Annotated in this window: 22 protein-coding genes; 12 read left to right on the top strand and 10 right to left on the bottom strand. The window is 68.3% G+C overall.

The window, feature by feature from the left end:
* Positions 1–12 precede the first annotated feature (12 nt).
* Positions 13–648, bottom strand: a complete 636-nt coding sequence (locus tag AC1DEL_RS09680; RefSeq protein ID WP_092292557.1) for a TetR/AcrR family transcriptional regulator — start codon at positions 646–648, stop codon at positions 13–15.
* 231 nt (positions 649–879) lie between these two features.
* Here AC1DEL_RS09680 and rsxB point away from each other — a divergent pair, with 231 nt between their 5' ends.
* Positions 880–1,689: an electron transport complex subunit RsxB gene (gene rsxB / locus AC1DEL_RS09675; RefSeq protein WP_092292555.1), complete on the top strand. Its 810-nt coding sequence runs from the start codon at positions 880–882 to the stop codon at positions 1,687–1,689.
* Positions 1,686–2,330, top strand: coding sequence for an endonuclease III (gene nth / locus AC1DEL_RS09670; RefSeq protein WP_441592040.1), 645 nt, complete (start codon positions 1,686–1,688; stop codon positions 2,328–2,330). The genes rsxB and nth overlap by 4 nt, the downstream gene beginning before the upstream one ends.
* Positions 2,331–2,349: 19 nt before the next feature.
* Here nth and AC1DEL_RS09665 read toward each other — a convergent pair whose 3' ends face one another.
* Positions 2,350–2,937: a malonic semialdehyde reductase gene (locus tag AC1DEL_RS09665; protein ID WP_092292551.1), complete on the bottom strand. Its 588-nt coding sequence runs from the start codon at positions 2,935–2,937 to the stop codon at positions 2,350–2,352.
* A gap of 88 nt (positions 2,938–3,025) precedes the next feature.
* The gene (locus AC1DEL_RS09660; RefSeq protein WP_092292549.1) at positions 3,026–3,961 is read right to left on the bottom strand and encodes a DMT family transporter; all 936 of its coding nucleotides are present in this window, start codon (positions 3,959–3,961) and stop codon (positions 3,026–3,028) included.
* 106 nt (positions 3,962–4,067) lie between these two features.
* On the opposite strand from AC1DEL_RS09660, the gene AC1DEL_RS09655 reads away from it, so the two are divergent.
* Together AC1DEL_RS09655 and AC1DEL_RS09650 are read left to right on the top strand one after the other, a co-directional pair.
* Positions 4,068–4,499 (top strand): DUF1841 family protein, encoded by a 432-nt coding sequence (locus AC1DEL_RS09655; RefSeq protein ID WP_092292547.1) that lies wholly within the window; start codon positions 4,068–4,070, stop codon positions 4,497–4,499.
* 128 nt (positions 4,500–4,627) lie between these two features.
* Positions 4,628–5,938, top strand: a complete 1,311-nt coding sequence (locus tag AC1DEL_RS09650; protein ID WP_477125574.1) for a phospholipase A — start codon at positions 4,628–4,630, stop codon at positions 5,936–5,938.
* Here AC1DEL_RS09650 and AC1DEL_RS09645 read toward each other — a convergent pair whose 3' ends face one another.
* On the bottom strand, positions 5,939–6,355 hold the full coding sequence (locus AC1DEL_RS09645; protein WP_441592037.1) for a thioredoxin family protein: 417 nt from the start codon (positions 6,353–6,355) through the stop codon (positions 5,939–5,941). It abuts the gene before it with no gap.
* 85 nt (positions 6,356–6,440) lie between these two features.
* The gene (gene grpE / locus AC1DEL_RS09640) at positions 6,441–7,013 is read right to left on the bottom strand and encodes a nucleotide exchange factor GrpE (protein WP_477125575.1); all 573 of its coding nucleotides are present in this window, start codon (positions 7,011–7,013) and stop codon (positions 6,441–6,443) included.
* A gap of 281 nt (positions 7,014–7,294) precedes the next feature.
* On the opposite strand from grpE, the gene AC1DEL_RS09635 reads away from it, so the two are divergent.
* Positions 7,295–7,459: a hypothetical protein gene (locus AC1DEL_RS09635; protein WP_177219874.1), complete on the top strand. Its 165-nt coding sequence runs from the start codon at positions 7,295–7,297 to the stop codon at positions 7,457–7,459.
* Between the two features lie 4 nt (positions 7,460–7,463).
* On the opposite strand, the gene AC1DEL_RS09630 is transcribed toward AC1DEL_RS09635, so the two are convergent.
* From AC1DEL_RS09630 to hrcA, 3 genes are all read right to left on the bottom strand, one after another.
* Entirely contained in the window at positions 7,464–7,859 is a 396-nt protein-coding gene (locus AC1DEL_RS09630; RefSeq protein ID WP_092292539.1) for an RNA-binding S4 domain-containing protein, read from the bottom strand.
* A gap of 19 nt (positions 7,860–7,878) precedes the next feature.
* On the bottom strand, positions 7,879–8,994 hold the full coding sequence (gene hemH / locus AC1DEL_RS09625) for a ferrochelatase (RefSeq protein WP_477105091.1): 1,116 nt from the start codon (positions 8,992–8,994) through the stop codon (positions 7,879–7,881).
* A gap of 63 nt (positions 8,995–9,057) precedes the next feature.
* Positions 9,058–10,107, bottom strand: coding sequence for a heat-inducible transcriptional repressor HrcA (gene hrcA / locus AC1DEL_RS09620; RefSeq protein ID WP_092292535.1), 1,050 nt, complete (start codon positions 10,105–10,107; stop codon positions 9,058–9,060).
* 101 nt (positions 10,108–10,208) lie between these two features.
* Between hrcA and AC1DEL_RS09615 the strand changes: the two genes are divergently transcribed.
* The 4 genes from AC1DEL_RS09615 to mprA all read left to right on the top strand — a co-directional run bounded on the left by AC1DEL_RS09615 (position 10,209) and on the right by mprA (position 15,180).
* Positions 10,209–11,141 carry an NAD kinase gene (locus AC1DEL_RS09615; RefSeq protein WP_092292533.1) on the top strand — a complete coding sequence of 311 codons (933 nt, stop codon included), beginning with the start codon at positions 10,209–10,211 and terminating at the stop codon, positions 11,139–11,141.
* 28 nt (positions 11,142–11,169) lie between these two features.
* On the top strand, positions 11,170–12,960 hold the full coding sequence (gene recN, locus AC1DEL_RS09610; RefSeq protein ID WP_092292531.1) for a DNA repair protein RecN: 1,791 nt from the start codon (positions 11,170–11,172) through the stop codon (positions 12,958–12,960).
* A 66-nt stretch (positions 12,961–13,026) separates the two neighbouring features.
* Positions 13,027–13,467, top strand: a complete 441-nt coding sequence (locus AC1DEL_RS09605; RefSeq protein WP_477105048.1) for a hypothetical protein — start codon at positions 13,027–13,029, stop codon at positions 13,465–13,467.
* A gap of 78 nt (positions 13,468–13,545) precedes the next feature.
* Positions 13,546–15,180: an MprA protease, GlyGly-CTERM protein-sorting domain-containing form gene (gene mprA, locus AC1DEL_RS09600; protein WP_092292527.1), complete on the top strand. Its 1,635-nt coding sequence runs from the start codon at positions 13,546–13,548 to the stop codon at positions 15,178–15,180.
* Here mprA and rrtA read toward each other — a convergent pair.
* Together rrtA and glnE are read right to left on the bottom strand one after the other, a co-directional pair.
* Positions 15,177–15,758 (bottom strand): rhombosortase, encoded by a 582-nt coding sequence (gene rrtA, locus AC1DEL_RS09595; RefSeq protein WP_092292525.1) that lies wholly within the window; start codon positions 15,756–15,758, stop codon positions 15,177–15,179. The genes mprA and rrtA overlap by 4 nt on opposite strands.
* Before the next feature lie 37 nt (positions 15,759–15,795).
* Positions 15,796–18,663 (bottom strand): bifunctional [glutamate--ammonia ligase]-adenylyl-L-tyrosine phosphorylase/[glutamate--ammonia-ligase] adenylyltransferase, encoded by a 2,868-nt coding sequence (gene glnE, locus AC1DEL_RS09590; protein ID WP_477125612.1) that lies wholly within the window; start codon positions 18,661–18,663, stop codon positions 15,796–15,798.
* A 208-nt stretch (positions 18,664–18,871) separates the two neighbouring features.
* On the opposite strand from glnE, the gene AC1DEL_RS09585 reads away from it, so the two are divergent.
* The 3 genes from AC1DEL_RS09585 (at position 18,872) to tldD (ending at position 25,677) form a co-directional block, all read left to right on the top strand.
* Positions 18,872–23,254 carry a YhdP family protein gene (locus tag AC1DEL_RS09585; RefSeq protein ID WP_477125576.1) on the top strand — a complete coding sequence of 1,461 codons (4,383 nt, stop codon included), beginning with the start codon at positions 18,872–18,874 and terminating at the stop codon, positions 23,252–23,254.
* A gap of 36 nt (positions 23,255–23,290) precedes the next feature.
* Positions 23,291–24,148 (top strand): carbon-nitrogen hydrolase family protein, encoded by an 858-nt coding sequence (locus AC1DEL_RS09580; protein ID WP_441592029.1) that lies wholly within the window; start codon positions 23,291–23,293, stop codon positions 24,146–24,148.
* A gap of 68 nt (positions 24,149–24,216) precedes the next feature.
* A complete protein-coding gene (gene tldD / locus AC1DEL_RS09575) occupies positions 24,217–25,677 on the top strand; it encodes a metalloprotease TldD (protein WP_092292517.1) in 1,461 nt (486 codons plus the stop codon).
* The last annotated feature ends 109 nt before the right edge of the window (positions 25,678–25,786 follow it).

The following is a 25,786-nucleotide window of genomic DNA, read 5'->3' as shown; positions in this document are numbered from 1 at the left end:
CGGGATAACCGCTCAGCGCTTCTGCAGGAAGGCCAGCAGCATGTCCGTATGCAACTCGGCAAAGCGCGCGTGCTCGTCTTCCGAAGCCACGTCGCGGCCAATTACCGCGCTGATGGTGTAGCGGTTGGACAGCACGTAGTACCCGAGCGCCGAAATGGTCAGGTAGAACTGAGGTACGTCCACGTTATCGCGGAACACGCCCTGCTGCTGGCCGCGCCGGATAATGTCTGCCAGCACGTTGACCACCGGATTGATCAGCTGGTGCAACTGGGCGGACTTCTTCAGGTGGCGCGCCTCGTGCAGGTTCTCGCTGTTGACCAGGCGGATGAACTCGGGGTGCTGGTAGTACCAGTCCCAAACGAAGCGGGCCAGCGTGCGGACAGCAGCGACCGGGTCTTCATCGGTCACGTGAAGCTGTTCCTCGGCGGCACGGAACTCGGCGTACTGCTTTTCGAGCACGGCCAGGAACAGACCTTCCTTGCTGCCGTAGTAGTAATAGAGCATCCGCTCGTTGGTCTCGGCCCGCCGGGCGATCTGGTCGACGCGTGCGCCGGCCAGTCCGCCCTTTGCGAATTCTTCAGTGGCGGCGGCCAGGATGCGCCGGCGCGTGCCTTCGGGATCCCGCTTGGTTTTTGGCTCGTTTGACATGGGTTCCGGAGTCGGTCGGTTGCGCGGGATTATATGGCACGGGCGAGCATATATTGCTCGTGCCTCGTCCAAAGATCCGCCACATATCGCCCAAACGGGTGAGGCGACGGCGTGGCGCGCCAATCATCGCCGGTTCTGCCGTTTCGGGAAATCGGGGATAATCCTTGCCGCGCACACGCCCGCAGAGGCGTGCAGAAGCGTTAGTCGTCCCTCACATCGTTCCTCGCAGTCGTGACCATCACCCTCAACGCCGCCGCCACGCTGGCGGACCGCCTAGAAGCCCTGCTGCCGCAAACCCAATGCACCAAATGCGGGTTCGATGGCTGCCGCCCGTACGCCGAGGCCATGGCCCGGGGCGAGGCCACACCCAACCGCTGCCCGCCGGGCGGCGCCGAGGGCATCGTGCGGCTGTCCGCCCTGCTCGGTGTGGCGCCGCGTGCGCTGGACCCGGAGCATGGCGTGGAGCAGTCGCGGGCCGTGGCGCGCATCGACGAATCGCGCTGCATCGGCTGCACGCTTTGTATACAGGCATGCCCGGTCGATGCCATCGCCGGCGCGGCCAAGCAGATGCACACCGTGCTGCCCGACTGGTGCACCGGCTGTGATCTCTGCGTGGCACCGTGCCCGGTGGACTGCATCGACATGATTCCGGTGACGGGCGACAAGACGGGCTGGGCTGCGTGGTCGCCCGCGCAGGCCGACGCCGCCCACACGCGCTACCTGGCGCGCCGCGCCCGGCTGGTGCGCGAGCGCGAGGAGAACGACGCGCGCCTGGCCGCCAAGGCCGCGGCCAAGCTGGAGGCGCTCCAGGCGGAACCCGTCATCTCCGATGCCGAGCGCGCCGCCCAGGACCGCAAGAAGGCGATCATCCAGGCCGCGATCGAGCGCGCGCGCCAGAAACAGGCGGCCGCCGCGCCGCGCAACACCGAGAATGTGTCGCCGGCCGTGCAGGCCCAGATCGATGCCGCCGAAGCCCGCCGCGCCAAGGCCGGCCTGACGCAGGCAACCCCCGACAACAACAAGAAGACTCCCGACGCATGAACGCCGCCAAGACCCGCGCGATCTTCGAAACGCTGCGAGACGTCAACCCGACCCCGACCACGGAACTCGAATACAGCTCGCCCTTCGAGCTGCTGATTGCCGTGCTGCTCTCCGCGCAGGCCACCGACGTTGGCGTGAACAAGGCCACGCGCCTGCTGTTCCCGGTGGCCCACTCGCCCCAGCAGATGCTGGCGCTCGGCGAGGCGGGGCTGATCGATTACATCAAGACCATTGGCCTCTACAAGACCAAGGCCAAGCATGTGATGGAGACCTGCCGGATTCTGGTGGAGCGGCATGGCGGACGCGTGCCGCCGGACCGCGAGGCGCTGGAGGCCCTGCCAGGGGTGGGCCGCAAGACAGCCAACGTGGTGCTCAACACCGCGTTTGGCCAGCCGACCATCGCCGTGGATACGCACATCTTCCGCGTCTCCAACCGCACGGGGCTGGCGCCGGGCAAGAATGTGGATATCGTCGAGCAGAAGCTGCTCAAGGTGGTGCCGAAGGAGTTCCTGCACGACGCGCACCACTGGCTGATCCTGCATGGGCGCTACGTCTGCAAGGCACGCAAGCCCGAATGCTGGCATTGCGCCATCGAGCCGCTGTGCGAGTTCCGCGAGAAAACCCCGGCGCCGAAGGCGTAAGCCCCGGCGCCGGCGGGGATCAGACGATCCGGCAGGCTTCGTCGAACGACAGGCGCGGGCCGCGCGGATGCAGCTGGGCAGCGTCGCCGTAGCCCAGGTTCACGAGGAAGTTCACCGACCACTTGCCGTCAGGGAAGAACGCCGCGTTGACCTTGGCGGCATCGAAACCACCCATCGGGCCGCAGTCCAGGCCCAGCGCGCGGGCGGCCAGGATGAAGTAGCCGCCTTGCAGCGAGCTGTTCATCAGCGCATCGCGCGCGATCTTTTCGGTGTTGCCGGCGTACCACGCGCGGGCGTCGGCATGCGGGAACAGCTTCGGCAGTTGGTCGTGGAAGTGGTTGTCGAAGGCGATGATCGCGGTGACAGGCGCCGAGCGGGTCTTCTCGACGTTACCGGCAGACACGCATTCCAGCAGCCGGGCCTTCTCGGCGGCCGACTTCACGAACACGATGCGGGCCGGGCTGCTGTTGGCGGCGGTCGGGCCGAACTTCATCGCTTCATAGATCTGCTGCAGCAGGGCGTCGTCCACGTGCTTGTCCTGCCACACGTTGTGCGTGCGGGCTTCGGTGAACAATTGTGCGACTGCTGCCTGATCGATCGATTTCATTGCGCGTCTTCCCGGTTTCTGGATGAAAGAAAGCGCGATTGTACCGATCGATGCGCGGAAAGCCGAACAACGGCTTTCACGATGTCCCTCAAATCCTTTCGTCGACGGCGGTGTCTGGCTGGGCGGTGCCGCTGGCGCGACGCGTGAGCCACAGCACCCCGGCCAGGATCAACCCACCGCCGATGGCCTGCGTGGCGCCAATGTGCTCGCCCAGCAACATCGCCGCCAGCAGCACCGTCACCACCGGCTCCAGCGTGGACAGCATCGACGCCTTGGAAGCGCCCAGCCGCTGCAAGCCCGCGAAGAAGGTCAGGATGGCCAGCACCGTGGAGACCAGCGCGATGGCGATCAAGGCGAGCCAGCCGCCGGCGTCGCCCGGAAACTGCGGCGGCACGCCGGCGCCAGTGCGCAGGATGCCGACCGTCACATAGACCACCGCTGCTGCGGTGCAGATGACCGTGGTGGTGGCGATGGCGTTGACGCCGGCCGTCACGCGCGCGCCCACCACGATATAGATCGAGTAGATCACCGCCGCCGCCACGCCCAGCGCGATGCCGAGCGGGCTGCCCTCGCCGCCGCCCACTGTCAGGCCGGCGCCGACCGAGCACAGCACCAGCGCAATCACCGCCGCGTTGGTCAGCTTTTCCTTGAGAAAGATCGCCGCGAGGATCGTCACGAACAGCGGGTAGAGATAGAGCAGCAGCGCCACGAGGCTGGCCTGCGCGTAGTTCAGCGCCGTGAAGAAGCAGTAGGACTGGCTGACGTAGCCGATGCCGCCCATCGCCGCCAGCGCCAGCACGCGCCGCCACGGCGGCAGACGGATGCCGCGCGTGCGCATGACCACGGCCATTGCCACGGCGGCGAGCACGAAGCGCACCGCCAGCAGGCCATAGACATCAGCGCCGGCGGCATAGGCGTAGCGCGCGAAGATCGCCATGGCCCCAAAGGCGCTGGCGGACAGCGCAATCATCAGCACGCCGGCGAGCGTGTGGCGGGCCTGGCCGAGGGTGGCGGAAGCGGTCATGGGCGGTGCGAAGAAGCGGGAAGGAGACACCAGGAAGCCCGCATTCTACTTGTGCGCGGCGGGCGGCCGGCAGCGTTCGGAGGGCTCGTTTACAATACCGCCCATCATGTTCAATCCTTCAAGAGAAGAAGTCCGCCGGTTCTTCTGCGACGCGTGGCAGAAACGGGTGGCGGGCAATGTCCTCACCCCGCTCGAAGTGATTGCCGTCGACTGGATCGACGAGCATCCCGAATACCACCCGCTGCTGACCGATACCGAAGGCGCGCTCACGCGCGACTACACGCCCGAAGGCGGCCAGACCAATCCGTTCCTGCATCTGGCGATGCACCTGTCGATTTCCGAACAGGTGTCGATCGATCAGCCGCCCGGCATTCGCGCGGCGTATGAGGCACTTTCGCGGCGACTCGATTCCCAGCACGAGGCCCAGCACCAGATCATGGAATGCCTCGGCGAAATGCTCTGGAATGCACAGCGCACCGGTATGCCGCCAGATGGGCAGGCCTACGTCGACAATATCCGCCGCCGCGCTGCCGGCTGACCGGCTTACCCCGCACTTTTCACACCAACAATTCGTCACAAGATGCCCGCGAGCCACGTGTTAGGCTGTCGGGCATTCCAAACTCTGACGTGTCCCCGGCCCCTGCGCCGACGCGACGCGCACGATCCATGTCTCTCTCCGTGCCTCGCCGCGCCGGCTTCGGCAGCGCGGCTCTCCTTTCGTTCGCCCTGTTGGGCCCGATTTCCGCGCACGCCGCCGTCTCGCTGCTGCAACCGCCGCGCGTGATCGACGGCACGCGCCCCTTCACGCTCACGCTGCTGGTCAGCGCCGACCAGTCGACGCGGCGCTACGCGGTGCCCGATACGCTCCAGGTGAGCGCCACCGGCGATCTCGCCGCGCCCGTGCGGATCGAGATGAAGCGCACCGGCGGCGGCCCGTCCGTGCTGAACCTGCGCCACGGCGACATCCGCACCATCACCTATACCGCCGACTGGCCGGCCGGCATGCGTGGCCAGGTGCGGCTCGACGTGGCCGGCATCGACGCCGCGCCGGTCGTCGTCTCGCTGAACCGCGCGCCGCTGCCGGGCGAAGTCCCCGCTGCACCCGCCGTAGCGGCCACGGCCCCGGGCACCGCCGCGACGGAGCACAAGGATCTGGCTTCCGCCCAAGGCACGCCGCAGCCGGATGGGGCAACCGTACCCGTCACGCCGATCGTCACCGCCGCCAACGGCGGCACGCCGGGGCCCTCGCCGGCCGACCTGCGCGACGCGCAGCGCCTCTCGTTCAACGAGCCGATGTACCTGATGTTCGGCGGCCACGACGGCGCCAACGCCAAGTTCCAGATCAGCTTCAAGTACCGCCTGTTCGAGGGCGAGAACCCGACCTCGAAGAGCGTGCTGGACAACCTGTACTTCGCCTACACGCAGTTCTCGCTATGGGACCTGCACGACGAATCGCGCCCGTTCCGCGACACCAACTACCGGCCCAGCCTCTATTACTACCTGTCCGATACGGGCGTGAAGAACAGCTTGATCAGCCGACTCTCGCTGGCCACCGGTTTCGAGCACGAGTCGAACGGGCGCGATGGCGACCAGTCGCGCAGCGTCAACACGCTGTTCCTGAAGCCGACCATGTATTTCGGCGACCAGACCGACTGGCACTGGCGCGTGGCGCCCAAGGTGTACGCCTACGTCGGCAAGAGCGACAACGAGGACATCGCCCACTATCGCGGCTACATGGACCTGCTGGTGGCCTATGGCCGGCCCGATTCGTGGGAGTTCGCCGCCACGCTGCGCAAGGGCACGCGCAAAGGCTATGGCAGCGTCGACGCGCAGCTCACCTACCCGCTCGCGCGGCTGCTGCCGGGCACGGCGGGATACCTGATGGCCGGCTACTTCTACGGCTACGGCGAGAGCCTGCTCGACTACAACCAGAAGACGCCGTGGCAGTTCCGTATCGGCTACGCGCTGTCGCGCTGATCAACCGGCCAGCGGCTTGCCCTCGGCCTTGAGCCGCGCGTTAGCCACGGCGGACGCAAACTGCCCGTGGCCGTGCCAGCCCGTGGCGCGGCCCAGCTTCTTGCCCCGCTGGAAGAACATGAACACCGGAATGCCGTGCAGGCCGAAACGCTTGCCCAGCTCGGGGTGTTCGTAGACGTTGGCGTGCAGCCAGCGCAGGTTCAGCGCCCGAATCGGGTCCGGGTTGGCGAGCATCGCCTTCTTGGCCATCTCGCAGTTGAAGCAGTCCACGCCCCAGAAGAACACGCAGACCAGGTCTTCGCCGGCGGCGGCGATGGCCGCGTCGATGGTGCTCCCGTCGACAGCCTGCATGGCGAAGGCGTCGAAGGCGCGGTGATCGAGATGATCGGGATGGGGGGATTGAGCGTCGTCTGACATCGCAGGGTTCCTGGAAACAACAACGCCCGGGCGTTCAGGCACCGGGCGTCGGGTCAGGCTTGGGGGTTTCCGGCTTGCGCGGGATTTAGCGCGGCGCCGAGACCGTCACCAGTGCCGGGCGCAGCACGCGCTCGGCAATCATGTAGCCGCGCTGGAGCACGTTCACCACGGTGTTGGGCTCCTGCTCGGACGGCACCATCGAAATCGCCTGATGACGATGCGGGTCGAACTTCTCGCCCACCGGGTTCAACTCGACGATCTTGCCGCGCTCGAAGGCGGCGGCCAGCTGGCGGGCGGTCAGCTCCACGCCTTCGCGCAGCTTCTTGAGGTCGCCGGTGTTGTCGGCCAGCGCAGCCTGCAGGCTGTCCATCACGGGCACGAGGTTGTCGGCGAAGTTCTCGATCGCGAACTTGTGTGCCTTGCTGACCTCGTCCTGCGACCGGCGGCGGATGTTCTCGCCCTCTGCCGTGGCGCGCAGGAACAGCTCGTAGTTTTCCTTGGCCTTGGCCTCCAGGTCGGCCACCTGTTGCGTGAGGCGGGCCACGTCATCGCCGGCCGGGGCGTCCGTGCCAGGCTGCTGGGCGCGCAGGGCATCGTCCGCCGCCTGCGGCGCGCTCGAAGCTGAGGATGGCGTCTGGGTCTGGTTCTGTTCTTCCATGTCGATCCGTATCAAATCTAAAACTCGGCCCGCCTGGCGCAGGCCGTCGGGTGGGTCGGGATGCCAAACCGGCAAGTCTAGCCGCAGTTGGCGCCACTCCCCGTTTTTTCAAGTGTGAAGGGGGCGAGACGCCGAAATACGCGGTTACAAAGCCGTGATTGATGCAATCTGGTGTTCATTGCTTTGCTGCAACGCAATGACTAAGATCTATCAATGAAAAATGACAAAAATAACGGGAGCACGCTGTGAATCATTTTGGTGCATCCTTCGGAAGGTTCGCCATGCACAAGCTGCCTGTTGTTACCGTGTGCCTACTCGCCGCGCTGTCGGTGATGACACTCTTCATCTGCGCCTCCGGCGCGTTCACGCCGCGTGAAACCGAGTATGGCAGCGGCAAGGCGGTGTTCAAGCACTACATCGTTCCGTACTTCCCGTACAACCGCTGAATCCCTAATTTCTGAAATCGTCGATCCGGCGCCGGTCGCGCTTGGTCGGGCGGCCCTGTAGCTGCGCCGTCGGCTCAGGCTGCATGCGCCGCCGTTCCGCCTCTTCCTGACGCCGGGCCTGGCTTGCCGGCGTTTCTGCATACAGCGTCTGCGCCACGGGCGCCGACCCGCGCGAGGCGGCCACGCCCTTCACCTCGATCTCCCAACGCTGCTGGTGCGCGTCGATCATCACGGCGTCGCCGGGCTTCACTTCGCGTGAATTCTTGACCGGCTGGCCGTTGACCTCCACCCGGCCCCGCTCCACGGCCTCGGCCGCCAGCGAGCGCGTCTTGAAGAACCGGGCGCACCACAGCCATTTGTCGATGCGTTGCCGGGCACCCGCCTCGAAGTCCACATCCATCGTCTAACTCCTTGATTCCTTACGCCGCGGCACCGCGGGTCTGCGCCCGCGAGCGCCGCGCTTCCAACTCGTGCGGATGCGGCTGGCGCAATGGCCAACCTTGCAGATGCTGCAGCGCGATCTCGGCCAGCCCGGCAATCCAGTAGTCCGCATCATTCAGGCAGGGAATGAAATGGAATTCCTGGCCGCCCGCCACGCGGAATTCGGACTGCCCTTCCATGGCGATTTCCTCGAGCGTCTCGATGCAATCGGCCGGGAAGCCGGGGCAGAACACGTCCACGCGATGCGTGCCGACCTTGCCGAGTTCGGTCAGCGTCGGCGCGGTATAGGGCTGGAGCCATTCCGCCTTGCCAAAACGCGACTGAAACGTCACTTGATACTGGCCCGCTTGCAGGCCGAGCGCCTCGCCCAGCATCCGCCCGGTCTTCAGGCATTCGCAATGGTAGGGGTCCCCCAGATCCAACAATCGGCGCGGCAGGCCGTGGAAGGACAGGATCAGCTTGTCGCCGCGGGCAAAGTCCGGCATGCCGTGCTGCGCCCAATAACCCCTCACCTGCTGCTGCAGGGCCGAAATATAGGCCGGATGATCGTTAAAGTGCTTTATCAGTCGCAATTCCGGCTGATTTCGCCAGCCGGCGAGCACGCGAAAGACCTCGTCGAACGCGGTGGCCGTGGTCGTCCCGGAATACTGCGGATAAAGTGGCAATAACAGCACTTGTTCCGTACCCTGCCGGCGCAGGGCCTCCATAACCGAAGCAATCGACGGATTGCCGTAGCGCATGGCGCAGGCCACGGTCACGTCGTGGCCGAGCCGGTGCATGTGCTGCTGGAGCGCGTGGGCCTGACGCTCGGTGTGCACCAGCAGCGGCGAGCCGGTCATGTGCGCCTCGCGCAGCCAGATCGATTCGTACTTCATGGCCGAAGCGCGCGAGCGGAACGGCAGGATCAGCCCGTGCAGGATCGGCAGCCAGGCCAGACGCGGGATCTCGACCACACGGGGGTCGGACAGGAACGCCTTCAAATACTGCCCCACCGCCTTGGGCGTGGGCGAATCCGGCGTGCCCAGGTTGATAAGCAGGATGGCCGTGCGGGGCGCCTGGCCATGCTGGTAAGCCGGTTCTGCCGAGAACGTCATAGGGTTTCCGGAAATGGCGGGCGCCACGCACGCGCTGTCACGTGGCGTGCCCGCAAGCTGCCATCAGTTCTGGGAGAGCGCGCTCGAGAGCAGCCGCGCGGTGATGTCGACGATCGGGATGACCCGTTCATAGGCCATCCGCGTCGGGCCGATCACGCCGAGCGTGCCGACGATCTGCCCATCGACACCATAGGGCGCGGTAATGACGGCCATGTCTTCGAGCGGCACGAGCTGGCTTTCGCCGCCGATGAAGATCTGCACGCCCTGCGCGTGGCTCGAGACATCGAGCAGCTGCAGCAGGTTGGTCTTGTGTTCGAAGACATCGAACAGCCGGCGCAGCTTGTCCATGCTGGACGACAGGTCTTCCACCTCGAGCAGCTTGCGCTCGCCGGAGATGAACACCTGGTCGTCATCCTCGGCCATGGCGCTGCTGCCCGCCTCCACGGCGGCCTGCATCAGCGCTGACATATCGCGGCGGATGTCCTGCAATTCCACGCGCAGATGGCTGCGCACGGCATCGAAACTCATGCCGGCGTAGTGGGAATTGAAGAAATTGGCCGCCTCGATCAGCTGGGCGGGGGTGTACGGCAGTTCGGTCTGGATGATGCGGTTCTGGACGTCGCCCTCGGGGCTGACGATGATCAGCAGGATGCGCTTCTCCGACAGGCGCATGAACTCCACCTGGCGGAACGACTGGCCCCGGCGCGGCGTCATGATCACGCCGGCAAAGCGGGAGAGGTTCGACAGCGTATGCGCGGCGGCCGTGATCATCCGCTGCGGCCCCAGCTGCTGTCCGCCCAGCTGGCCCTGGATCTGGCCGGTCAGCGCGGCCAGTTCGGCGGTCATTTCGATCGTGCCGCCCTCCAGCGGGCGCGCCGTGAGCATCGAATCGACAAACAGCCGGTATCCGCGCGGCGTGGGAATCCGGCCGGCCGACGTATGCGGGCTGGCGATGAACCCCATTTCCTCGAGGTCGGACATCACATTGCGGATGGTCGCCGGCGAGAGATCGAGACCCGAGTACTTGGACAGGGTGCGCGAGCCCACGGGCTGGCCTTCGGCGATGTAGCGCTCGATCAGGGTCTTGAGAAGCGTTTTCGAACGTTCGTCCATAGTGCCCCGATTTTAAACAACTTTCCCCGGTTCGGGCGGGCTTCGCACCGGTGCGTGCCCGCCTACTGACAATGGTCACGGCGGTATGGTCTAATCCCGGCATGTCTGCCCCCCAGAACCCAGCCATCGCCCCCGCCGCCGCGCCCCGCGCCGCGTTCCAGACCGTTGCCCTGGTCGGCCGGTACGCGACCGCCGGCATCGAGGGCCCGCTCGAGGAACTGGCCGCCGTCATCTCGCGCAACGGCCAGGACGTGGTGTTCGAGCGCGAAACCGCGCAGGCGACCGGCCTCTCCGGCTACCCCGTCTTCTCGGCCGACGAGATCGGGCGCGAGGCCGACGTGGCCGTGGTGCTCGGCGGCGACGGCACGCTGCTGGGCCTGGCCCGCCAGCTGGCCGGGCTGAATGTGCCGCTGATCGGCGTGAACCATGGCCGGCTGGGCTTCATGACCGACATCCCGCTCGAAGACGTGACGCGCGCCCTGCCCGAGATGCTGGCCGGCCGCTACGAGGCCGAGACCCGCATGCTGCTGGAATCCCGCGTGATCCGTGACGACGGCGTGATCTTCTCCGCGCTGGCGTTCAACGACGTGGTGGTCAACCGCTCGGGCATTTCCGGCATGGTCGAGCTGGCCGTCTCGGTGGACGGCTATTTCATGTACAACCAGCGTTCGGACGGCCTGATCGTCTCCACGCCCACCGGTTCCACCGCCTACGCGCTGGCCGCCGGCGGACCGATCCTGCATCCTACGCTGTCTGGGCTGGTACTGGTGCCAATTGCTCCGCACGCGCTGTCCAATCGCCCGATCGTGCTGCCGCACGACGCCGAAGTGACGATCGAGGTGGCCACCGCGCGCGACGCGAGCGCCAATTTCGACATGCAGTCTCTGACCTCGCTGCTGCAGGGCGACCGGATCGTCGTGCGCCGCTCCAGCAAGACCGTGACCCTGTTGCATCCGGTGGGCTACAACTACTACGCCACGCTGCGCAAGAAGCTGCACTGGCACGAATACCCGACCGAGGACAACCGGCTCTGAGCCGGCCCCCACTCCCCCCAAGGCCACGATGCTCCGCAGCCTGTCCATCCGCGATTTCGTCATCGTCGATACGCTCGACCTCGACTTCACCACCGGCTTCACCGTCTTCACCGGCGAGACCGGCGCCGGCAAGTCCATCCTGATCGATGCACTGGCCCTGGTGCTCGGCGAACGCGCCGACGCCGGCGTGGTGCGCGAAGGCAGCACCCGCGCAAGCATCAGCGCCACCTTCGGCACGCACGCGGCGCTGGACGCCTGGCTGGCCGAGCGCGAACTGTCCGGCGACGAAACCGGCCTGGACGGCGAAGGCACCGTGCTGCTGCGCCGCACCGTCGATGCGGGCGGGCGCAGCAAGGCGTTCATCAACGGCACGGCGGCCACGCTGACCCAGTTGCGCGAGGTGGGCGACCAGCTTGTCGACATCCACGGCCAGCACGCCCATCAGCTACTGCTCCGCCCGGACGCCCAGCGCCACCTGTTCGACGCCCACGCAGGCCTGACCGAACAGGCCGGCGCGGTGGCGGAGGCGTGGCGGGCCTGGCGCGCCTGCGTGCGCCAGCGCGAAGCCGTGGAGTCGCAATCGCGCGAAATGCAGCTCGAACGCGAGCGCCTGGAATGGCAGGTTGGCGAACTCGACAAGCTGGCGCCGCAGGCGGGCGAGTGGGAAGAGATCCAGGGCGAATACAACCGCCTCTCGCACGCGGCCGGCCTGATCGACGGCAGCCGCGCCGCGCTGGACGCGTTGTCCGAGGCCGATGGCGCCGTGCTGTCCGTGCTCAACAGCGTGGTGCACCGCATCCAGCAACTGGCCGATGTCGATCCCGCGCTACGCGACGTGCTCGCCGCGCTGGAACCGGCGCAGGTGCAGGTCGAGGAAGCCGCGCATTCGCTGACGCGCTACGTCGACCGGCTCGAACTCGATCCGGAACGCCTGCAGGCCGTGGAAGCGCGCATGCAGGCGCTGCACACGGCGGCGCGCAAGTATCGCCTGCCGCCGGAGCAACTGCCGGACGAGCTACTGGCCCGCCGCCAGCAGCTCGACGACCTGCAGTCCGCGCAGGACCTCAACAAGGTGCTGGCCCGCGAGGCCGCCGCGCGCGCCGCCTACCTGACGCTGGCGCGGCACCTGTCCGCCGCACGCAAGACCGCTGCCAAGGCGTTGTCCGGCGCGGTCACGGACGCCATGCAGGGCTTGTCGATGGCCGGCGGCACCTTCGTGGTGGCGCTGAACCCGCTCGACGAGGCCGAAGGCCAGAGCCACGGGCTGGAGCAGGTGGAATTCCTCGTCGCCGGCCATGCCGGCGTGACGGCCCGCCCGCTGGCCAAGGTGGCGTCCGGCGGCGAACTGGCGCGGATCAGCCTCGCCATCTCCGTCATCACGAGCGAAGCCGCGCCCACGCCCACGCTGATCTTCGACGAGGTGGATACCGGCATCGGCGGCGCCGTGGCCGAGGTGGTGGGCCGGCGCCTGCAGGAACTGGGCCGCGCGCGGCAGGTGCTCTGCGTGACCCACCTGCCGCAGGTGGCGGCGCAGGCTGGCACGCACCTGCTGGTCAGCAAGGAGACGGCCGACGCCACGAAGGCCCGGGCCGCCGTCACGCGGTCCAGGATCCGCGTGCTCGACACCGAGGGCCGTGTCAACGAGACCGCGCGCATGCTGGGCGGGGCCACGGTGACCGCCACGACGACGCAACACGCGCAGGAGATGCTGGCGCAAGGGGCACGCGCTGCGGAACTGGCCGCGAGTCCTGCGGCCAACCAGGCCAGCACCACCCCGCGCGAAGGGGGCTCGCGCCGCCCGCGCCGGGCTGCTGGCTAAAGCCGCACCGTCGCCACGTCCGCATCCCGCTATATATATAGATACAGATTTCAGGAGCTTCGCCCCATGACCGCTGGTCAGTCCCCGCAACACCCCCGCCGCAAGGTCCTGGCGATGGCGCTGGCCGCCGCTGCTTCGCTGGCATCGCTGGGCGCCGTCTCGGGCTGCGCGTCGGAGTCGAAATCGTTCGCCCCGCCGCGCGGCAGCATCACCGACGACCGCGCCATCGGCGACATCCTCGTCAAGTTCACGCCACCCGAGGTGACAGTGTCCGAGGATGCCGGCAAGCTGCTGGCGACGATCGAGGGCCCGGTGCGGTACGTGGTGAAGCGGCCGATGTCCGGTGGCGTGTGGCTGGTCACCGCCATCACGGCCGCGCCCGACATCACGCTCGAGCAGGCTGTGACCACGCTCCAGGCCGCGCCGCGCGTGGAATCGGCCACGTCGGACCGCACGCTCAAGCCGCATCGCACCATGCCCACCAGCCGGGACATGCCTGCGCAATAAAGCGCCCGTTTTCCTGTAGGTTGTAGCTCAGCAGTTCAGCAGTTCGCATCGCACTACCAACGCCCCCAGGAGTCGTAGATGCCACACCACACGCTGAAGCGCGGCCGTCGCGCCGCCCAAGGGCTGTCCGCCGCACTGCTGGCGGTAGCCGCCTGCTGGAGCCTGCCGGCGACCGCGCAGGGCGCCGCCGGAGCGCGGGCCGCGCCGGTCTACACGGGCAACTACATCGTGCGCTGGCGGGACGGCAGCCAGCCCGCCACCTCCACCCAGATGTCCACCCAGATGCGCAACGTGGAGGCCAACACGGGCCTGGCGCTCGGCGTGAAGCGGTCGATGGCGGGCACGCTGCAACTGATGAGCGTGACCGACACCAAGGGCGACAACCCCGAAACGGTGGCGAAGCGACTGCGCCAGGACCCGCGCATCGCCGATGCGGTGCCCGACCGCTGGCTGCGCCTGCACGACTCCATTCCCAACGACCCCGAATTCGCCAGCGCCCAGACCTATATGGCCCTGCCGAGCCAGGTCGTGGGCGCCGCCAACCTCACACGCGCCTGGGACCGCTCGCGCGGCAACGCCAGCATCGTGGTGGCCGTGGTCGACACCGGCTACCTGCCCCACCCGGACCTGATCGACCGGCTCGTGCCTGGCTACGACTTCATCAGCACCACCGCCGTCTCCAATGACGGCGATGGCCGCGACAGCGATCCGATCGATCCGGGCGATTTCGTGCCGGCCGGCCAGACGTGTCAGGACGGCAGCGGACAGGCCAACAGCACGTGGCACGGCACGCGCGTGGCCAGCGTGCTGGGCGCGCTGACCAACAACGGCGTGGGCATCGCCGGCGTGGACTGGGCCGCGCGGATCCAGCCGGTGCGCGTCTCGGGCCGCTGCGGCGCGCTGTTGTCCGATACGGTCGATGGCATGCGCTGGGCCGGCGGGCTCGCCGTGCCCGGCGTGCCGGCCAATCCGACGCCCGCCAAGGTCGTCAATATCAGCCTGGGCGGCGGCAGCTGCTCGTCCATCGAACAGCAGGCCGTCAACGACCTGAACGCCGCCGGCGTAGTGGTCGTGGCCGCAGCCGGCAATTCGGCCGGTGCCGTGGAAGCCCCCGCCGACTGCACCGGCGTCATCGCCGTCACCGCTCACGCGAACGATGGCGAGAACGCCAGCTTCGCCAACGTCGGCCCGCAGGTCGCCCTGAGCGCCCCGGGCGGCGGCTGCGGCAACTCGCGCGTGGTCATGGTCGGCAACACACCCACCTGCTCCACGCCCGGCGGCTCGTCGCTGATCCGCACGCTGAGCAATTCCGGCACGACCACCGCCGGCAACTTCGTCATCAGCAACTCGGCCGGCACCAGCTTCGCCGCGCCGATGGTCTCCGGCGTGGTATCGATGATGTTCGCGGTCAACGGCGCGCTGACGCCAGCCCAGGTCACCGCTGGCCTGAAAAGCTCCGCGCGCGCCCATCCCGCCAATACCTACTGCACGGCCAGTGCCAACGTCGGCAAATGCGGCGCAGGATTGCTGGACGCCGACGGCGCGCTGGTGGCCGCCGCGAACCCGGCCGCCACGGCAACCCCCGCCCCCGCGCCGGTGGCCTCGGATAGCGGAGGCGGTGGTGGTGGCGGTGGGGCCATCGCGCCCTGGAGCGCGGTGGTGTTGCTGGGAATTGGTGTGGTGGGATTTGGGATGCGGCGGCGGGTTCGCTAGCGCCCCGCGTCATTCCCGCGCCGCGTGCGCCACCATTCCTGCAGGACCCAGCACGCCAGCCCGGCGATTGCGCCGGCTGCGTGGGCCGCGCGGACGATGCTGAAGCCCCAGGAGGGGTCGAAGACGAGAGCGGCGAGCCAGGACTGCTCGGTCCAGACTTTGCCGATCACCACCAGGCAGGTGATGACGCCGATCACGCGCGAGACGCCTGGGGCTTGCAGCAGGCGCAGGCCGGTCCAGAGGGCCAGGCCGTGGAGCGCGCCGGAGAGCCCGCCGTACCAGCCGACCGAGGGGATTCTTAGCAAGGCCACCTGCACGGCCAGCCCGCTGATGACCAGCACGGCCAGCATCTCGCGGATGCGGGTGGCGCGGCCGGCCAGCAGCAGCAAGCCTGCGGCCGCGGCCAAGTCGACCAGATAGTGGCGCCAGTCCAGATGGACCCACATTGCCGTGGCCAGGCGCCACCACTGGCCGTCCAGCCGCACGGCATCGCGCAGGTACAGCCCGTGGGCGTGCAGCCAGGGGACGAAGGTGAACAGCGCGGCCACCCCGGCCACACCGGCGATGGTCGCCAGCATGGCCGGCCAGCCGTGGTCGGGCTGGGGCGGGGCCGAACTACTCACCGAAGACTGCGCTCCACAGGGCTCGCACCTGCGTGGCCTGCTCCGCCACGGACGCCGGCGGCACGCGCGCCTGGTCCTGGCCATCGAGCCGCAGCTTGTGCTGGCGTGCGCGGAATAGCCGGTAGGCATCGCCCACGGCCACAGCGACGGTCTTGTCGATCAAACCCAACTCGCCGGCCATGCGCAGCAGCGCGATATTGCCCTTGTTCCCGGTCAGCGACGGATGCGCGCCACTGTGCAGCAGCACGAGGTACTGCACCGTGAATTCGATGTCGACCATGCCGCCCCGGTCGTGCTTGAGGTCGAACAGCGGCATGGGGTTGGGATGGCCCTCGGCCACCTTGGCACGCATCTGCACGATTTCGTCGCGCAGCGCGGCGGCGTCGCGCGGCTGGCGCAGCACCTCTTCGCGCAGTGCTTCGAAGCGCGCGCCGATCTCGCTGTCGCCGGCGCACCAGCGCGCCCGCGTGAGCGCCTGATGCTCCCAGACCCAGGCCGTGTTGTCGCCCTCGCGCAGTTGGTAGCGCCGGAACGCGTCGAAGCTCGTCACGAGCAGCCCCGCCGCGCCGTTGGGCCGCAGCCGCATGTCCACGTCGAACAGCATCCCGGCCGCCGTGTGACTCGTGAGCCACGTGATCAGGCGGCGAGCGTAGGCTGCGTAGACGTCAGGCGCGCGCTCGTGGTCATCGTCATAAAGAAAGATGATGTCGAGGTCGGACGCATAGCCCAGCTCCTTGCCACCCAGCCGCCCGTAGGCGATGACCGCGAAGCGCGGTGTCTCGGTGTGGCGCGTGGCCAACTGGGCCCAGACCGCCCCGAGCGTGACTTCGAGCATCGCATCGGCCAGATCTGAGAGACGGTCGGCCACCTGCTCCACCGTTAGCAGGCCGTGCAGGTCCTGCAGCAGGATCCGGAAGGTTTCGGCATGGTGCTCGCGACGCAGGATGTCCATCTGCATCTCGATCTGCCCGTGCGCCACCTGCAGGCGCTCGGCCACGCGGGCACGGAAGGCGGGCCAGTCCGGCGCGCTCGCCAGGGCCTCGCTATCGAGCAGTTCGTCCAGAAGTTGCGGATGGCGCGTCAGGTAGGCCGCCGCCCAGCGCGAAGCATGCAGCGTCTGGGCGACGCGATCCATCGCCTGCGGGTACTCGGACAGCAGCGAAAGATACGAGGCTCGCCGACTGATCGCATCGAGAAAATCGAGGAAACGGGCGATGGTGCTGTCGGCATCGTCCTGCTTGTTGGCGAGGTCGAGCGCGCGGTTGACCAGTTGGTCGAAGCGCGCCCGGCTCGACTCGGACAACGCGCGGTAGCGCACCGAGGTGGCGATGGCGCGCAGGCGGTCGTAGAGGCCGGTGCAGTCGCTGAAGCCGGCCGCCTGGAGGCGCTGGCATGGCGAGGACTCGGGATCGGTCTCGTCCGGGCCGTCCTGCGTGGGCCGCGAGCCCTGCCCTTCCCGCACGATCTCGGGCCAGAGCGCCTCGCACTGCGGCGCGTCCGGGTCGCTGAACGGATCGGCGAAGGTGGCTTCGAACTGCTGCGCCACGGGCGCCATCAGCCCATCCATCTGGGCGACCAGCGCAGGCCAGTCCTCGTAGCCCATCATCCGCGCCACGGCCAGCTGTTCATCCTCGCTGGTCGGCAGGTGGTGGGTCTGGGCGTCGTCGCGGTATTGCAGGCGGTGTTCCAGCTGGCGCAGGAAGCGGTAGGCATCGGCCAACTGCTCGGCCTGCCCCGCCGGGAGGAGGTTGCGGGCCACGGCGACGTCGAGGACTTCGAGCGTCGGCCGCACGCGCAGCGCGGGGTCCTGGCCGCCGCGGATCAACTGGAACACCTGCGCCATGAACTCGATCTCGCGGATGCCGCCGCGCCCGAGCTTGATATTGAACGAGCGCTGGTTCACGCCGTGGCCGGCCAGCCCGCCGCTGCGCTTGGCCGCTTCCGCACGGATCTGGGCGTGCAGCGCGCGGATGGCGGCGATCACGCCATAGTCGAGGTAGCGCCGGAACACGAACGGCGTGGTCAGCCGGCCCAGCAGCGCGGCGGTGCGCGTGGCGTGCGGCGTGTCCAGCGCGGACACCACGCGGCCCTTGATCCACGCGTAGCGCTCCCACTCGCGGCCCTGCACGACGAGGTATTCCTCGAGCATGCCCAGGCTGCACACCAGCGGGCCGGCATCGCCATTGGGCCGCAGCCGCATGTCCACGCGGAACACGTAGCCGTCGGCGGTCACCTCGGACAGCAGGTTGATCAGGCGCCGCCCCACTCGGATGAAATATTCGTGGTTCGAGAGGCTGCGCGCCCCGCCCTGGGTATCGCCATCCTCGTCATAAAGAAAGATCAGGTCGATATCTGACGAGACGTTGAGTTCGCGCCCGCCCAGCTTGCCCATGCCCACCACCACCAGCTCCTGCACCTCGCCGCTCTGGGCGCCGGTGGGCCGGCCGTAGGTGGCGACCAGGTCGTCGCCGAGCACGCGCAGGCCGAACTGGATGCCGAGTTCGGCCAGGTCGGTCATCGCCCCCGTGATCTCGCCGAGCGGGGCCAGCCCGCGCAGGTCGCGCTCGATTACCACGCACATGACTTCGGCCCGCAGCCGGCGCAGCGCCTGGGCGGCGGCGGCTTCGGCATCGGCGGACGGGGCGTGGAGCGCCTGCAGCCGCGACTCCATCCACGCACGCGTCAGGGGCGCCCGGGCGGCATCGGCCACCACGGCGGCCAGTTCGGGGCGCGCCTGGAGCACGCGGCGGGCGTAATGGGAGGCCTGCCCCGAGTACAATACGTCGCCCTCGCCGGCGGCATTGGAATCCGTGGCGGGTAACTCCCTGGCCATCACCGTGGCATAGGCCCCTTCGACCATGTTGCCGATGGGTCCAGGCGGCGCATCCGGCGCCTCGGTGGGAAGGGGGTGAGCCGGGGCGGCGCCCGCGGCGGAACTCGTCGGATCAGGGACAGTCATTCCAGTAACTTTGCAATGCGGGCAGGCGCCGTGGCGATACGCGGTGGCGCAACAACGCACCCTTATCGACCACTTTGGAGAGCGGCTAGTATTGTCGGATAATCTGCGCATGTCCAGACGCCCCGCCGCCCCTGCCGCGCCCGCCGACGGTTCAACGTCCGCCAGCGCCGCTGCCGAGGCGTCCGCCGCCACCGCCGGGCAGGCTTCCCAGGCTTCTCAATCCTCCTCCGCACCCGCGCCCAGCGTGGCGTCCGGCGTGGGTGCGCGGCTGCGTGCGGCCGCCCGTAGCGGCTGGCGCGCGCTGTGTGCCGGCGTCGTGCATCCGGTCTGGCCCCGGCTCTGGCGAATGTTGGTGCGCATCGTGCTGGCGCTGGCCGCACTCGCCGTGATGGCGGTGCTGCTGATCCGCTTCGTGCTGTGGCCGCAGGCCCATACTGCGCGCCAGTGGCTGGAGCAGCAAGGCTCGGCGGCATTGACCGCCCAATTGACCATCGGCGAGCTGGATACATTCTGGGACGGTTGGCATCCGGCGTTCCGCGCGCGCAACGTGCGCGCCGTGGACAGCCAGCAGCGCGTGCTGCTCTCCGCCGGCATCCTCGACGGCAAGCTCTCCTGGCATTCCGTGCCGGCGCTGACCCTGCAGTTCGCCAGCCTGATGGCCGAGCGCACCGATGTGCTCGTGCGCCGCACGCCCGAGGGCCGCCTGCTGGTGGCCGGCGTGCCGATCGAGGCGCACCCGTCCACGACCAATGACGATCCGTTCCTGAACTGGCTGCTGGCCCAGGGCCATATCGAGCTGATGAGCGGCAACCTGCGCTGGCTCGACGAAAAGGCCCGCCTGCCGCAACTGGACGTGGCCGACATCCATTTCACCGCGCACCGCAACGGCGCCCAGCACACGGTCCGGCTGGAGGCACGCAGCGCCTCGCTGGCGCCCCAGCCACTGGTCTTCCAGGCCGCGCTGCGTCACGACTACCTGCGCGCCACCGGCGACTGGCGCCACTGGACCGGCCAGGCCAACTGGGACTTCAGCCAGATGCAGCTGCCGGTGGTGCAGCGCTACCTCGCCATCTTCGACCACGTGGACAGCGGCGTCTTCAGCACGTCCGGGTCGGTCGATTTCCGCGAAGGCCACCTGATCGGCAGCCAGATGCGGATGCGCGCCACGGGCGTGGACCTGCAGCTGGCCGGCGCCGCCGAGCCGCTGAAGCTGGCCAACGCGCAGGCGCTGCTGCTGCACAAGGGCGACCGTGCCGGCAACCACCAGTTGACCATCGACACCCTGCTCTGGCAGCCCGAGCCGCTGGCCGGGCCGCCTTCGAGCGCCGATACGTCCTGGCGCGAAGGCATGCGCAAGGTCACCGTGAACTGGACCCGCGACAACCAGGGCGAACTGCGCAAGTTCGCGCTCAAGGCGCCCACGTTCGACCTGAACACGGTGCGCGCGCTCGCCACCTCCCTGCCGCTGGACACCGCGCTGCTACGCCAACTGCGCGCGCTCCAGCCGGCCGGCCATATCGACAACCTCGACGTGGCGTGGTCGCGCGACCGTGCCGGGATGCTGTCACGCGCCCCGGGGGCATCCCACTACGCAGTGCAGGGCACGCTGCGCAAGGTTTCGGTGAACAGCCAGCCGGCCGTGCCGGCCATGGCTGCCGATGGCCTGCCCCGCGCCGGCACGCCCGGCTTCGCCCAGATTTCGGGCAATTTCAGTTTCGATGACCGCCAGGGCACCGCGCGCGTGGACAGCACCGATGCCGCGCTGATGTTCCCGGGCGTGTTCGAGGAGCCGCGCATCCCGTTCGACGAACTGCGCGGCGAGATCCGCTGGACGCAGGAGTCCGGCAAGCTCGCGGTGCACACGGATGGCGTGCGCTTTGCCAACGCCGACACGGCCGGCACGGTGCGCGGCGGCTGGCACGCCGGCGGCGACGGCCATGGCGGCATCGCCGATATTTCGGGCGAACTGGACCGCGCCCTGGCCAACCGCATCGTCCGCTACCTGCCGCTGACGCTGCCCAGCACGCGCCATTACCTGGGCGGCGCGCTGGTCGGCGGTGAGGCCACCGGCGCCAAGTTCCTGATCAAGGGCGACCTGGCCCACTTCCCGTTCCATCCCCCGTTCCAGAAGGCGGGCGACTTCCGCGCCGAGATTCCGGTGCAGAACGTGAGCTACCAGGTGGCCCCACACGAGACCGGGCCGAACGTGAATGGTGGCGTGACCGGCAACAGTAATGGCAACGGCCACGGCAAGACCAACGGCAACGGAAATAGCAATGCCAACGCCGGCACGGCCTGGCCCGACTTCACCGACATCCAGGGCAATGTGATGTTCGAGCGCGGCAGCCTGACCTTCCTGGCCAAGCGCGCGGCAGTGCGCGGCGTGCCGGGCGTGGTGCTGCAGAACGTCAACGGCCGCATCGACGATCTGAGCGACCACGGCCACCTGATGATCGATGGCATGGCCAACGGGCCGGTGCAGAGCTTCCTGCGCTTCATCGCCAATACCCCGGTCAAGGGCTGGACCGGAAACGTGACGGAAAACTCACACGCACCCGGTCAGGGCGACCTGAAGCTGAAACTCGACCTGCCGCTGCATCACGCAGCCGGCACCAAGGTCGACGGCCAGTTCCGCTTCCCCGGCAACGATGTGACGCTGTTCCCGGAACTGCCCACGCTCTACGGCGCGACCGGCGTGGTGGCCTTCAACGAGCACGGCTTCCGGCTCGATAACGTGCGCGGCCGCTTCCTTGGCGGCGAGACGCGGATCGGGGGCGGCACCCAGTCCGACGGCACCACGCGCGTGACCGTGGGCGGCACCGCCACGGCGGCCGGCCTGCGCGACGCGCTGGCCGCGGCGGGCAGCAGCGCGGGCACGCATATGGAAGGCGCCACCGCCTACAACGCCGAGATCGGCATCCGCGACAAGCATCTCCAGATCCAGGTGGGCTCCAGCCTCGTCGGCATGGCGCTGAACCTGCCGGCGCCGCTGGTCAAGACGGCTGCGCAGGAAATGCCGCTGCGTTTCGACCTGCGTCCCGCCACGGCGGCGGCCCGCGCCGGGCAGGACGATCTGACCGTGCAACTGGGCAACGCGGTGGCGGCGCGCTATGTCCTGCGGCGCGGCGCCGAGGGCCTGGAGGTCATCTCGGGCGGCATCGGCGTGGGCCAGCCGGCGCCTCAGCCGGCGACCGGCGTCACGGCCGCACTGACCGCCGAGCGGTTCGACGTCGATGCCTGGCGCAACGCGCTGGGCGGCACGGCGCCATCGCCGGCCGCGCCGGGCCGCGACAACCCGAACAACGTCGATCGCAACTCGCCCTTCCTGCCCGAGCGCGTGACCGTGCGCGCCAAGGCGCTCGATGCCTTCGGACGCAGCCTCGACGACGTCTCGCTCGACGCCACCCGCGAAGGCAGCGGCTGGAACGCGCAGATGACCTCGCGCCAGATCGCCGGCACGGCGCAATGGCGGCGCGATGCCAACACGCCGTCCGGCGCGCTGTCCGTGCGGCTGTCGCGGCTGGACATCCCCGAAGCCGCCGATGACGGCCATGCCGTCGACACCATGGCGCGCAATATCGAGGAACTGCCCGCCCTGGACCTCGTGGCGGACAAGTTCATCCTGCGCGGCAAGGACTTCGGCAAGCTGGAAGTCAAGGCGCACACCAGCCACGCCGGCAACGAGCCAGTCTGGACGCTGGACAACCTCACCATCGAACAGCCGGGCGCCACGCTGACCGGCAATGGCACCTGGCGCGTACCGCGCCGCCTGCGCGATGCCGTGGCGAGCGGCAACGCCTCTCCCACCGAGGGCCGCCGCACGCTGCTGAACTTCAAGCTCGACATCCGCGACGCCGGCGACGTGCTGGACCGCATGGGCATGGCGCACACGCTGCGCGACGGCAAGGGCGCGTTCGAAGGCCGCATCGCGTGGCGCGGCTCGCCGCTGTCGATCGACTACCCGTCGCTGTCCGGCCGGCTCTCGCTGAAACTGGAAAATGGCCAGATCCTCAGCGTGGAGCCGGGCGCCGCGCGCCTGCTGGGCGTGCTGAGCCTGCAAAGCCTGCTGAAGTTCGCGACGCTCGATTTCCGCAGCCTGTCCAACCGGGGCGTGGTCTTCGACGACCTGACCGGCAGCGGCACGATCGAGAACGGCGTCGGCAAGATCGACGAATTCCAGCTCAAGAGCAGCCAGATGATGGCGTCGATGAGCGGCACGGCCAACCTGCTGCGCGAGACCCAGGACCTCCAGGTCTCGGTGGTGCCGCGCATCAACGCCACGACTACCTCGGTGGCGGCCGCGTTCATCAATCCGGTGCTCGGCATCGGCACGCTGGCCGCCCAGTTGCTGTTCGCGGACGAGTTCTCCAAGGTGTTCACGCTGCACTATCACGTGTCCGGATCCTGGGCCGATCCCAAGATCACGAAAGTGGAGGACAATAAGCCCCGACAGCCGTCGATCCAGGACCGCGCGACCGAGTTCCTTCGCTAGGAACCGGCTGGCCGCCCAGACACAGGACGCCCCACGATGACCGCTTCCGCCCCGCCTTCAGCCACACCTTCCGCCACACCTTCGGCCCCGTTCCGCGTCGCCGCCGTGCAGACCGTGACGGGCACATCGCTCGATGCCAATCTCGTCCGCGCCGACGCGCTGATCGCCGAAGCCGTGCGCGGCGGTGCCGAACTGGTGCTGCTGCCCGAGTACTTCGGCATGATGGGCCGGCAGGAGACCGACAAGGTCGCGATTCGCGAGCAGGACGGCGACGGGCCGGTGCAGCAATTCCTGGCCGATGCCGCGCGGCGCCACCGGATCTGGCTGGTGGGCGGCACGCTGCCGCTGCACTGCGGCGACGCAGGCCGGGTCTACAACACCTCGCTCGCCTTCGACCCGCGCGGCGAGCGCGTGGCGCGCTACGACAAGATCCATCTGTTCGGCTTTACCAAGGGCACCGAAAGCTACGACGAGTCCCGCACCATCCTGGCCGGGACCGAGCCGGTGGCCTTCGAGGCGCCGTGCGGACGCGTGGCGATGTCGGTCTGCTACGACCTGCGCTTCCCCGAGCTGTACCGCCATCTGGCCGCCGGCGGCGGCACGAGCTTGATTCTGATGCCGGCCGCCTTCACCTACACCACGGGCCAGGCGCACTGGGAGATCCTGCTGCGCGCCCGGGCGATCGAAAACCAGTGCTATGTGCTGGCTGCCGCACAGGGCGGCAAGCACGAAAACGGCCGCCGCACGTGGGGCCACTCGATGCTGGTCGATCCGTGGGGCGAGGTGCTTGGCGTGCTGCCCGAGGGCGAAGGCGTGGTGGCCGGCGTGATCGACCCGGCGCGGCTGGCGGAAGTCCGCCAGAACCTGCCGGCGCTGCGCCATCGGGTGCTGTAGCATCTACCCCAACGACTACGATCTGAAGCCGGCCCGTGCCGGCTTCAATGAATGCTGAAAGGACAATCATGAACGCCGGTGATCTCGGAATCCGCAACCTGGCCACGGCGCAGCAACTGCTGCTGGCGCCGTATGGGCTCGACGAGGCCAAGCTCCAGCGCGTGCTGGCCGACATCTTCACGCACAAGGTCGACTATGCCGACCTGTACTTCCAGTACACGCGCAATGAGGCGTGGAGCCTGGAGGAAGGCATCGTCAAGTCGGGCAGCTTCAGCATCGACCAGGGCGTAGGCGTGCGCGCCGTATCCGGCGACAAGACCGCGTTCGCCTATTCGGACGACATCAGCCTGCCGGCGCTGTCGCAGGCTGCGGCGGCCACGCGCACCATCGGCAAGAGCGGCAGCGGCCGCGTGAAGGTGGCCGGCGCGCTGGCCTCCCAGACCGGGCGCAACCTCTATACGCCGAACGATCCGCTCGATTCGATGACCGCCACCGAGAAGGTGGCGCTGCTGGAGCGCATCGAGAAGATGGCGCGCGCCAAGGACCCGCGCGTGGTGCAGGTCATGGCCGGGCTGGCCGGCGAATATGACGTGGTGCTGGTGGCACGCAGCGACGGCGTGATCGCCGCCGACGTGCGTCCGCTGGTGCGCGTGTCGGTCACGGTGATCGCCGAGCAGAACGGGCGGCGCGAGGTGGGTTCCTCGGGCGGCGGTGGCCGCTACGCCTACGGCTACTTCACCGACGAACTGCTGGCCAAGTATGTGGATGAAGCCGTGGCGTCGGCGCTGGTGAACCTGGAGGCGCGCCCCGCCCCGGCCGGCGCGATGACCGTGGTACTCGGCCCGGGCTGGCCCGGCGTGCTGCTGCACGAGGCCGTCGGCCACGGGCTGGAGGGCGACTTCAACCGCAAGGGCTCGTCGGCCTTCGCTGGGCGCATGGGCGAGCGCGTGGCGGCCAAGGGCGTGACCGTCGTCGATGACGGCACGCTGGCCAACCGGCGCGGTTCGCTGAACCTCGACGACGAGGGCAACCCGACGCAATGCACGACGCTGATCGAGGACGGCATCCTGCGCGGCTACATCCAGGACACGCTCAATGCGCGCCTGATGAAGATGCCGGTCACCGGCAACGCCCGCCGCGAGAGCTACGCCGCCCTGCCGATGCCGCGCATGACCAACACCTACATGCTCAACGGCGACAAGGACCCGGCGGAGATCATCGCCAGCGTGAAGCGCGGCCTGTACGCGGTGAACTTCGGCGGCGGCCAGGTGGACATCACCAACGGCAAGTTCGTGTTCTCGGCCAGCGAGGCCTACCTGATCGAGGATGGCAAGATCACCACGCCGGTCAAGGGCGCCACGCTGGTCGGCAACGGCCCCGAATCGCTCAAGGACGTGACCATGATCGGCAACGACATGCGCCTGGACTCGGGCGTGGGCGTGTGCGGCAAGGAAGGCCAGAGCGTGCCGGTGGGCGTGGGCCAGCCGACGCTGCGGATCGAGAACATGACCGTGGGCGGCACCGCCTGAAGTCTGTGACGGACCGGGATCGATGGCGGCGGCCTGCCGTTTTTGGCGAAATCTGTTGCGATTCCACGCGATTGACGCTTGCCATCGATCTTGAAAAGCGATATAAAGA

This window comes from Cupriavidus sp. 10L43_2, assembly GCF_056395265.1.
The sequence above is the reverse complement of the archived record's forward strand: the minus strand, read 5'-3'. Positions and strand labels throughout refer to the sequence as shown.

Bases quoted from the DNA above. Each gene is read 5' to 3' on its own strand.
- mprA (WP_092292527.1), top strand. From the start codon at position 13,546: ATGCCACACCACACGCTGAAGCGCGGCCGTCGCGCCGCCCAAGGGCTG.
- AC1DEL_RS09630 (WP_092292539.1), bottom strand. From the start codon at position 7,859: ATGGATGTGGACTTCGAGGCGGGTGCCCGGCAACGCATCGACAAATGG.
- AC1DEL_RS09585 (WP_477125576.1), top strand. From the start codon at position 18,872: ATGTCCAGACGCCCCGCCGCCCCTGCCGCGCCCGCCGACGGTTCAACG.
- AC1DEL_RS09605 (WP_477105048.1), top strand. From the start codon at position 13,027: ATGACCGCTGGTCAGTCCCCGCAACACCCCCGCCGCAAGGTCCTGGCG.
- recN (WP_092292531.1), top strand. From the start codon at position 11,170: ATGCTCCGCAGCCTGTCCATCCGCGATTTCGTCATCGTCGATACGCTC.
- rrtA (WP_092292525.1), bottom strand. From the start codon at position 15,758: ATGCTGGCGACCATCGCCGGTGTGGCCGGGGTGGCCGCGCTGTTCACC.
- AC1DEL_RS09655 (WP_092292547.1), top strand. From the start codon at position 4,068: ATGTTCAATCCTTCAAGAGAAGAAGTCCGCCGGTTCTTCTGCGACGCG.
- tldD (WP_092292517.1), top strand. From the start codon at position 24,217: ATGAACGCCGGTGATCTCGGAATCCGCAACCTGGCCACGGCGCAGCAA.
- AC1DEL_RS09615 (WP_092292533.1), top strand. From the start codon at position 10,209: ATGTCTGCCCCCCAGAACCCAGCCATCGCCCCCGCCGCCGCGCCCCGC.
- AC1DEL_RS09580 (WP_441592029.1), top strand. From the start codon at position 23,291: ATGACCGCTTCCGCCCCGCCTTCAGCCACACCTTCCGCCACACCTTCG.
- AC1DEL_RS09645 (WP_441592037.1), bottom strand. From the start codon at position 6,355: ATGTCAGACGACGCTCAATCCCCCCATCCCGATCATCTCGATCACCGC.
- hemH (WP_477105091.1), bottom strand. From the start codon at position 8,994: ATGACGTTCTCGGCAGAACCGGCTTACCAGCATGGCCAGGCGCCCCGC.
- nth (WP_441592040.1), top strand. From the start codon at position 1,686: ATGAACGCCGCCAAGACCCGCGCGATCTTCGAAACGCTGCGAGACGTC.
- hrcA (WP_092292535.1), bottom strand. From the start codon at position 10,107: ATGGACGAACGTTCGAAAACGCTTCTCAAGACCCTGATCGAGCGCTAC.
- AC1DEL_RS09660 (WP_092292549.1), bottom strand. From the start codon at position 3,961: ATGACCGCTTCCGCCACCCTCGGCCAGGCCCGCCACACGCTCGCCGGC.
- AC1DEL_RS09650 (WP_477125574.1), top strand. From the start codon at position 4,628: ATGTCTCTCTCCGTGCCTCGCCGCGCCGGCTTCGGCAGCGCGGCTCTC.
- glnE (WP_477125612.1), bottom strand. From the start codon at position 18,663: ATGGTCGAAGGGGCCTATGCCACGGTGATGGCCAGGGAGTTACCCGCC.
- AC1DEL_RS09680 (WP_092292557.1), bottom strand. From the start codon at position 648: ATGTCAAACGAGCCAAAAACCAAGCGGGATCCCGAAGGCACGCGCCGG.
- AC1DEL_RS09635 (WP_177219874.1), top strand. From the start codon at position 7,295: ATGCACAAGCTGCCTGTTGTTACCGTGTGCCTACTCGCCGCGCTGTCG.
- grpE (WP_477125575.1), bottom strand. From the start codon at position 7,013: ATGGAAGAACAGAACCAGACCCAGACGCCATCCTCAGCTTCGAGCGCG.
- AC1DEL_RS09665 (WP_092292551.1), bottom strand. From the start codon at position 2,937: ATGAAATCGATCGATCAGGCAGCAGTCGCACAATTGTTCACCGAAGCC.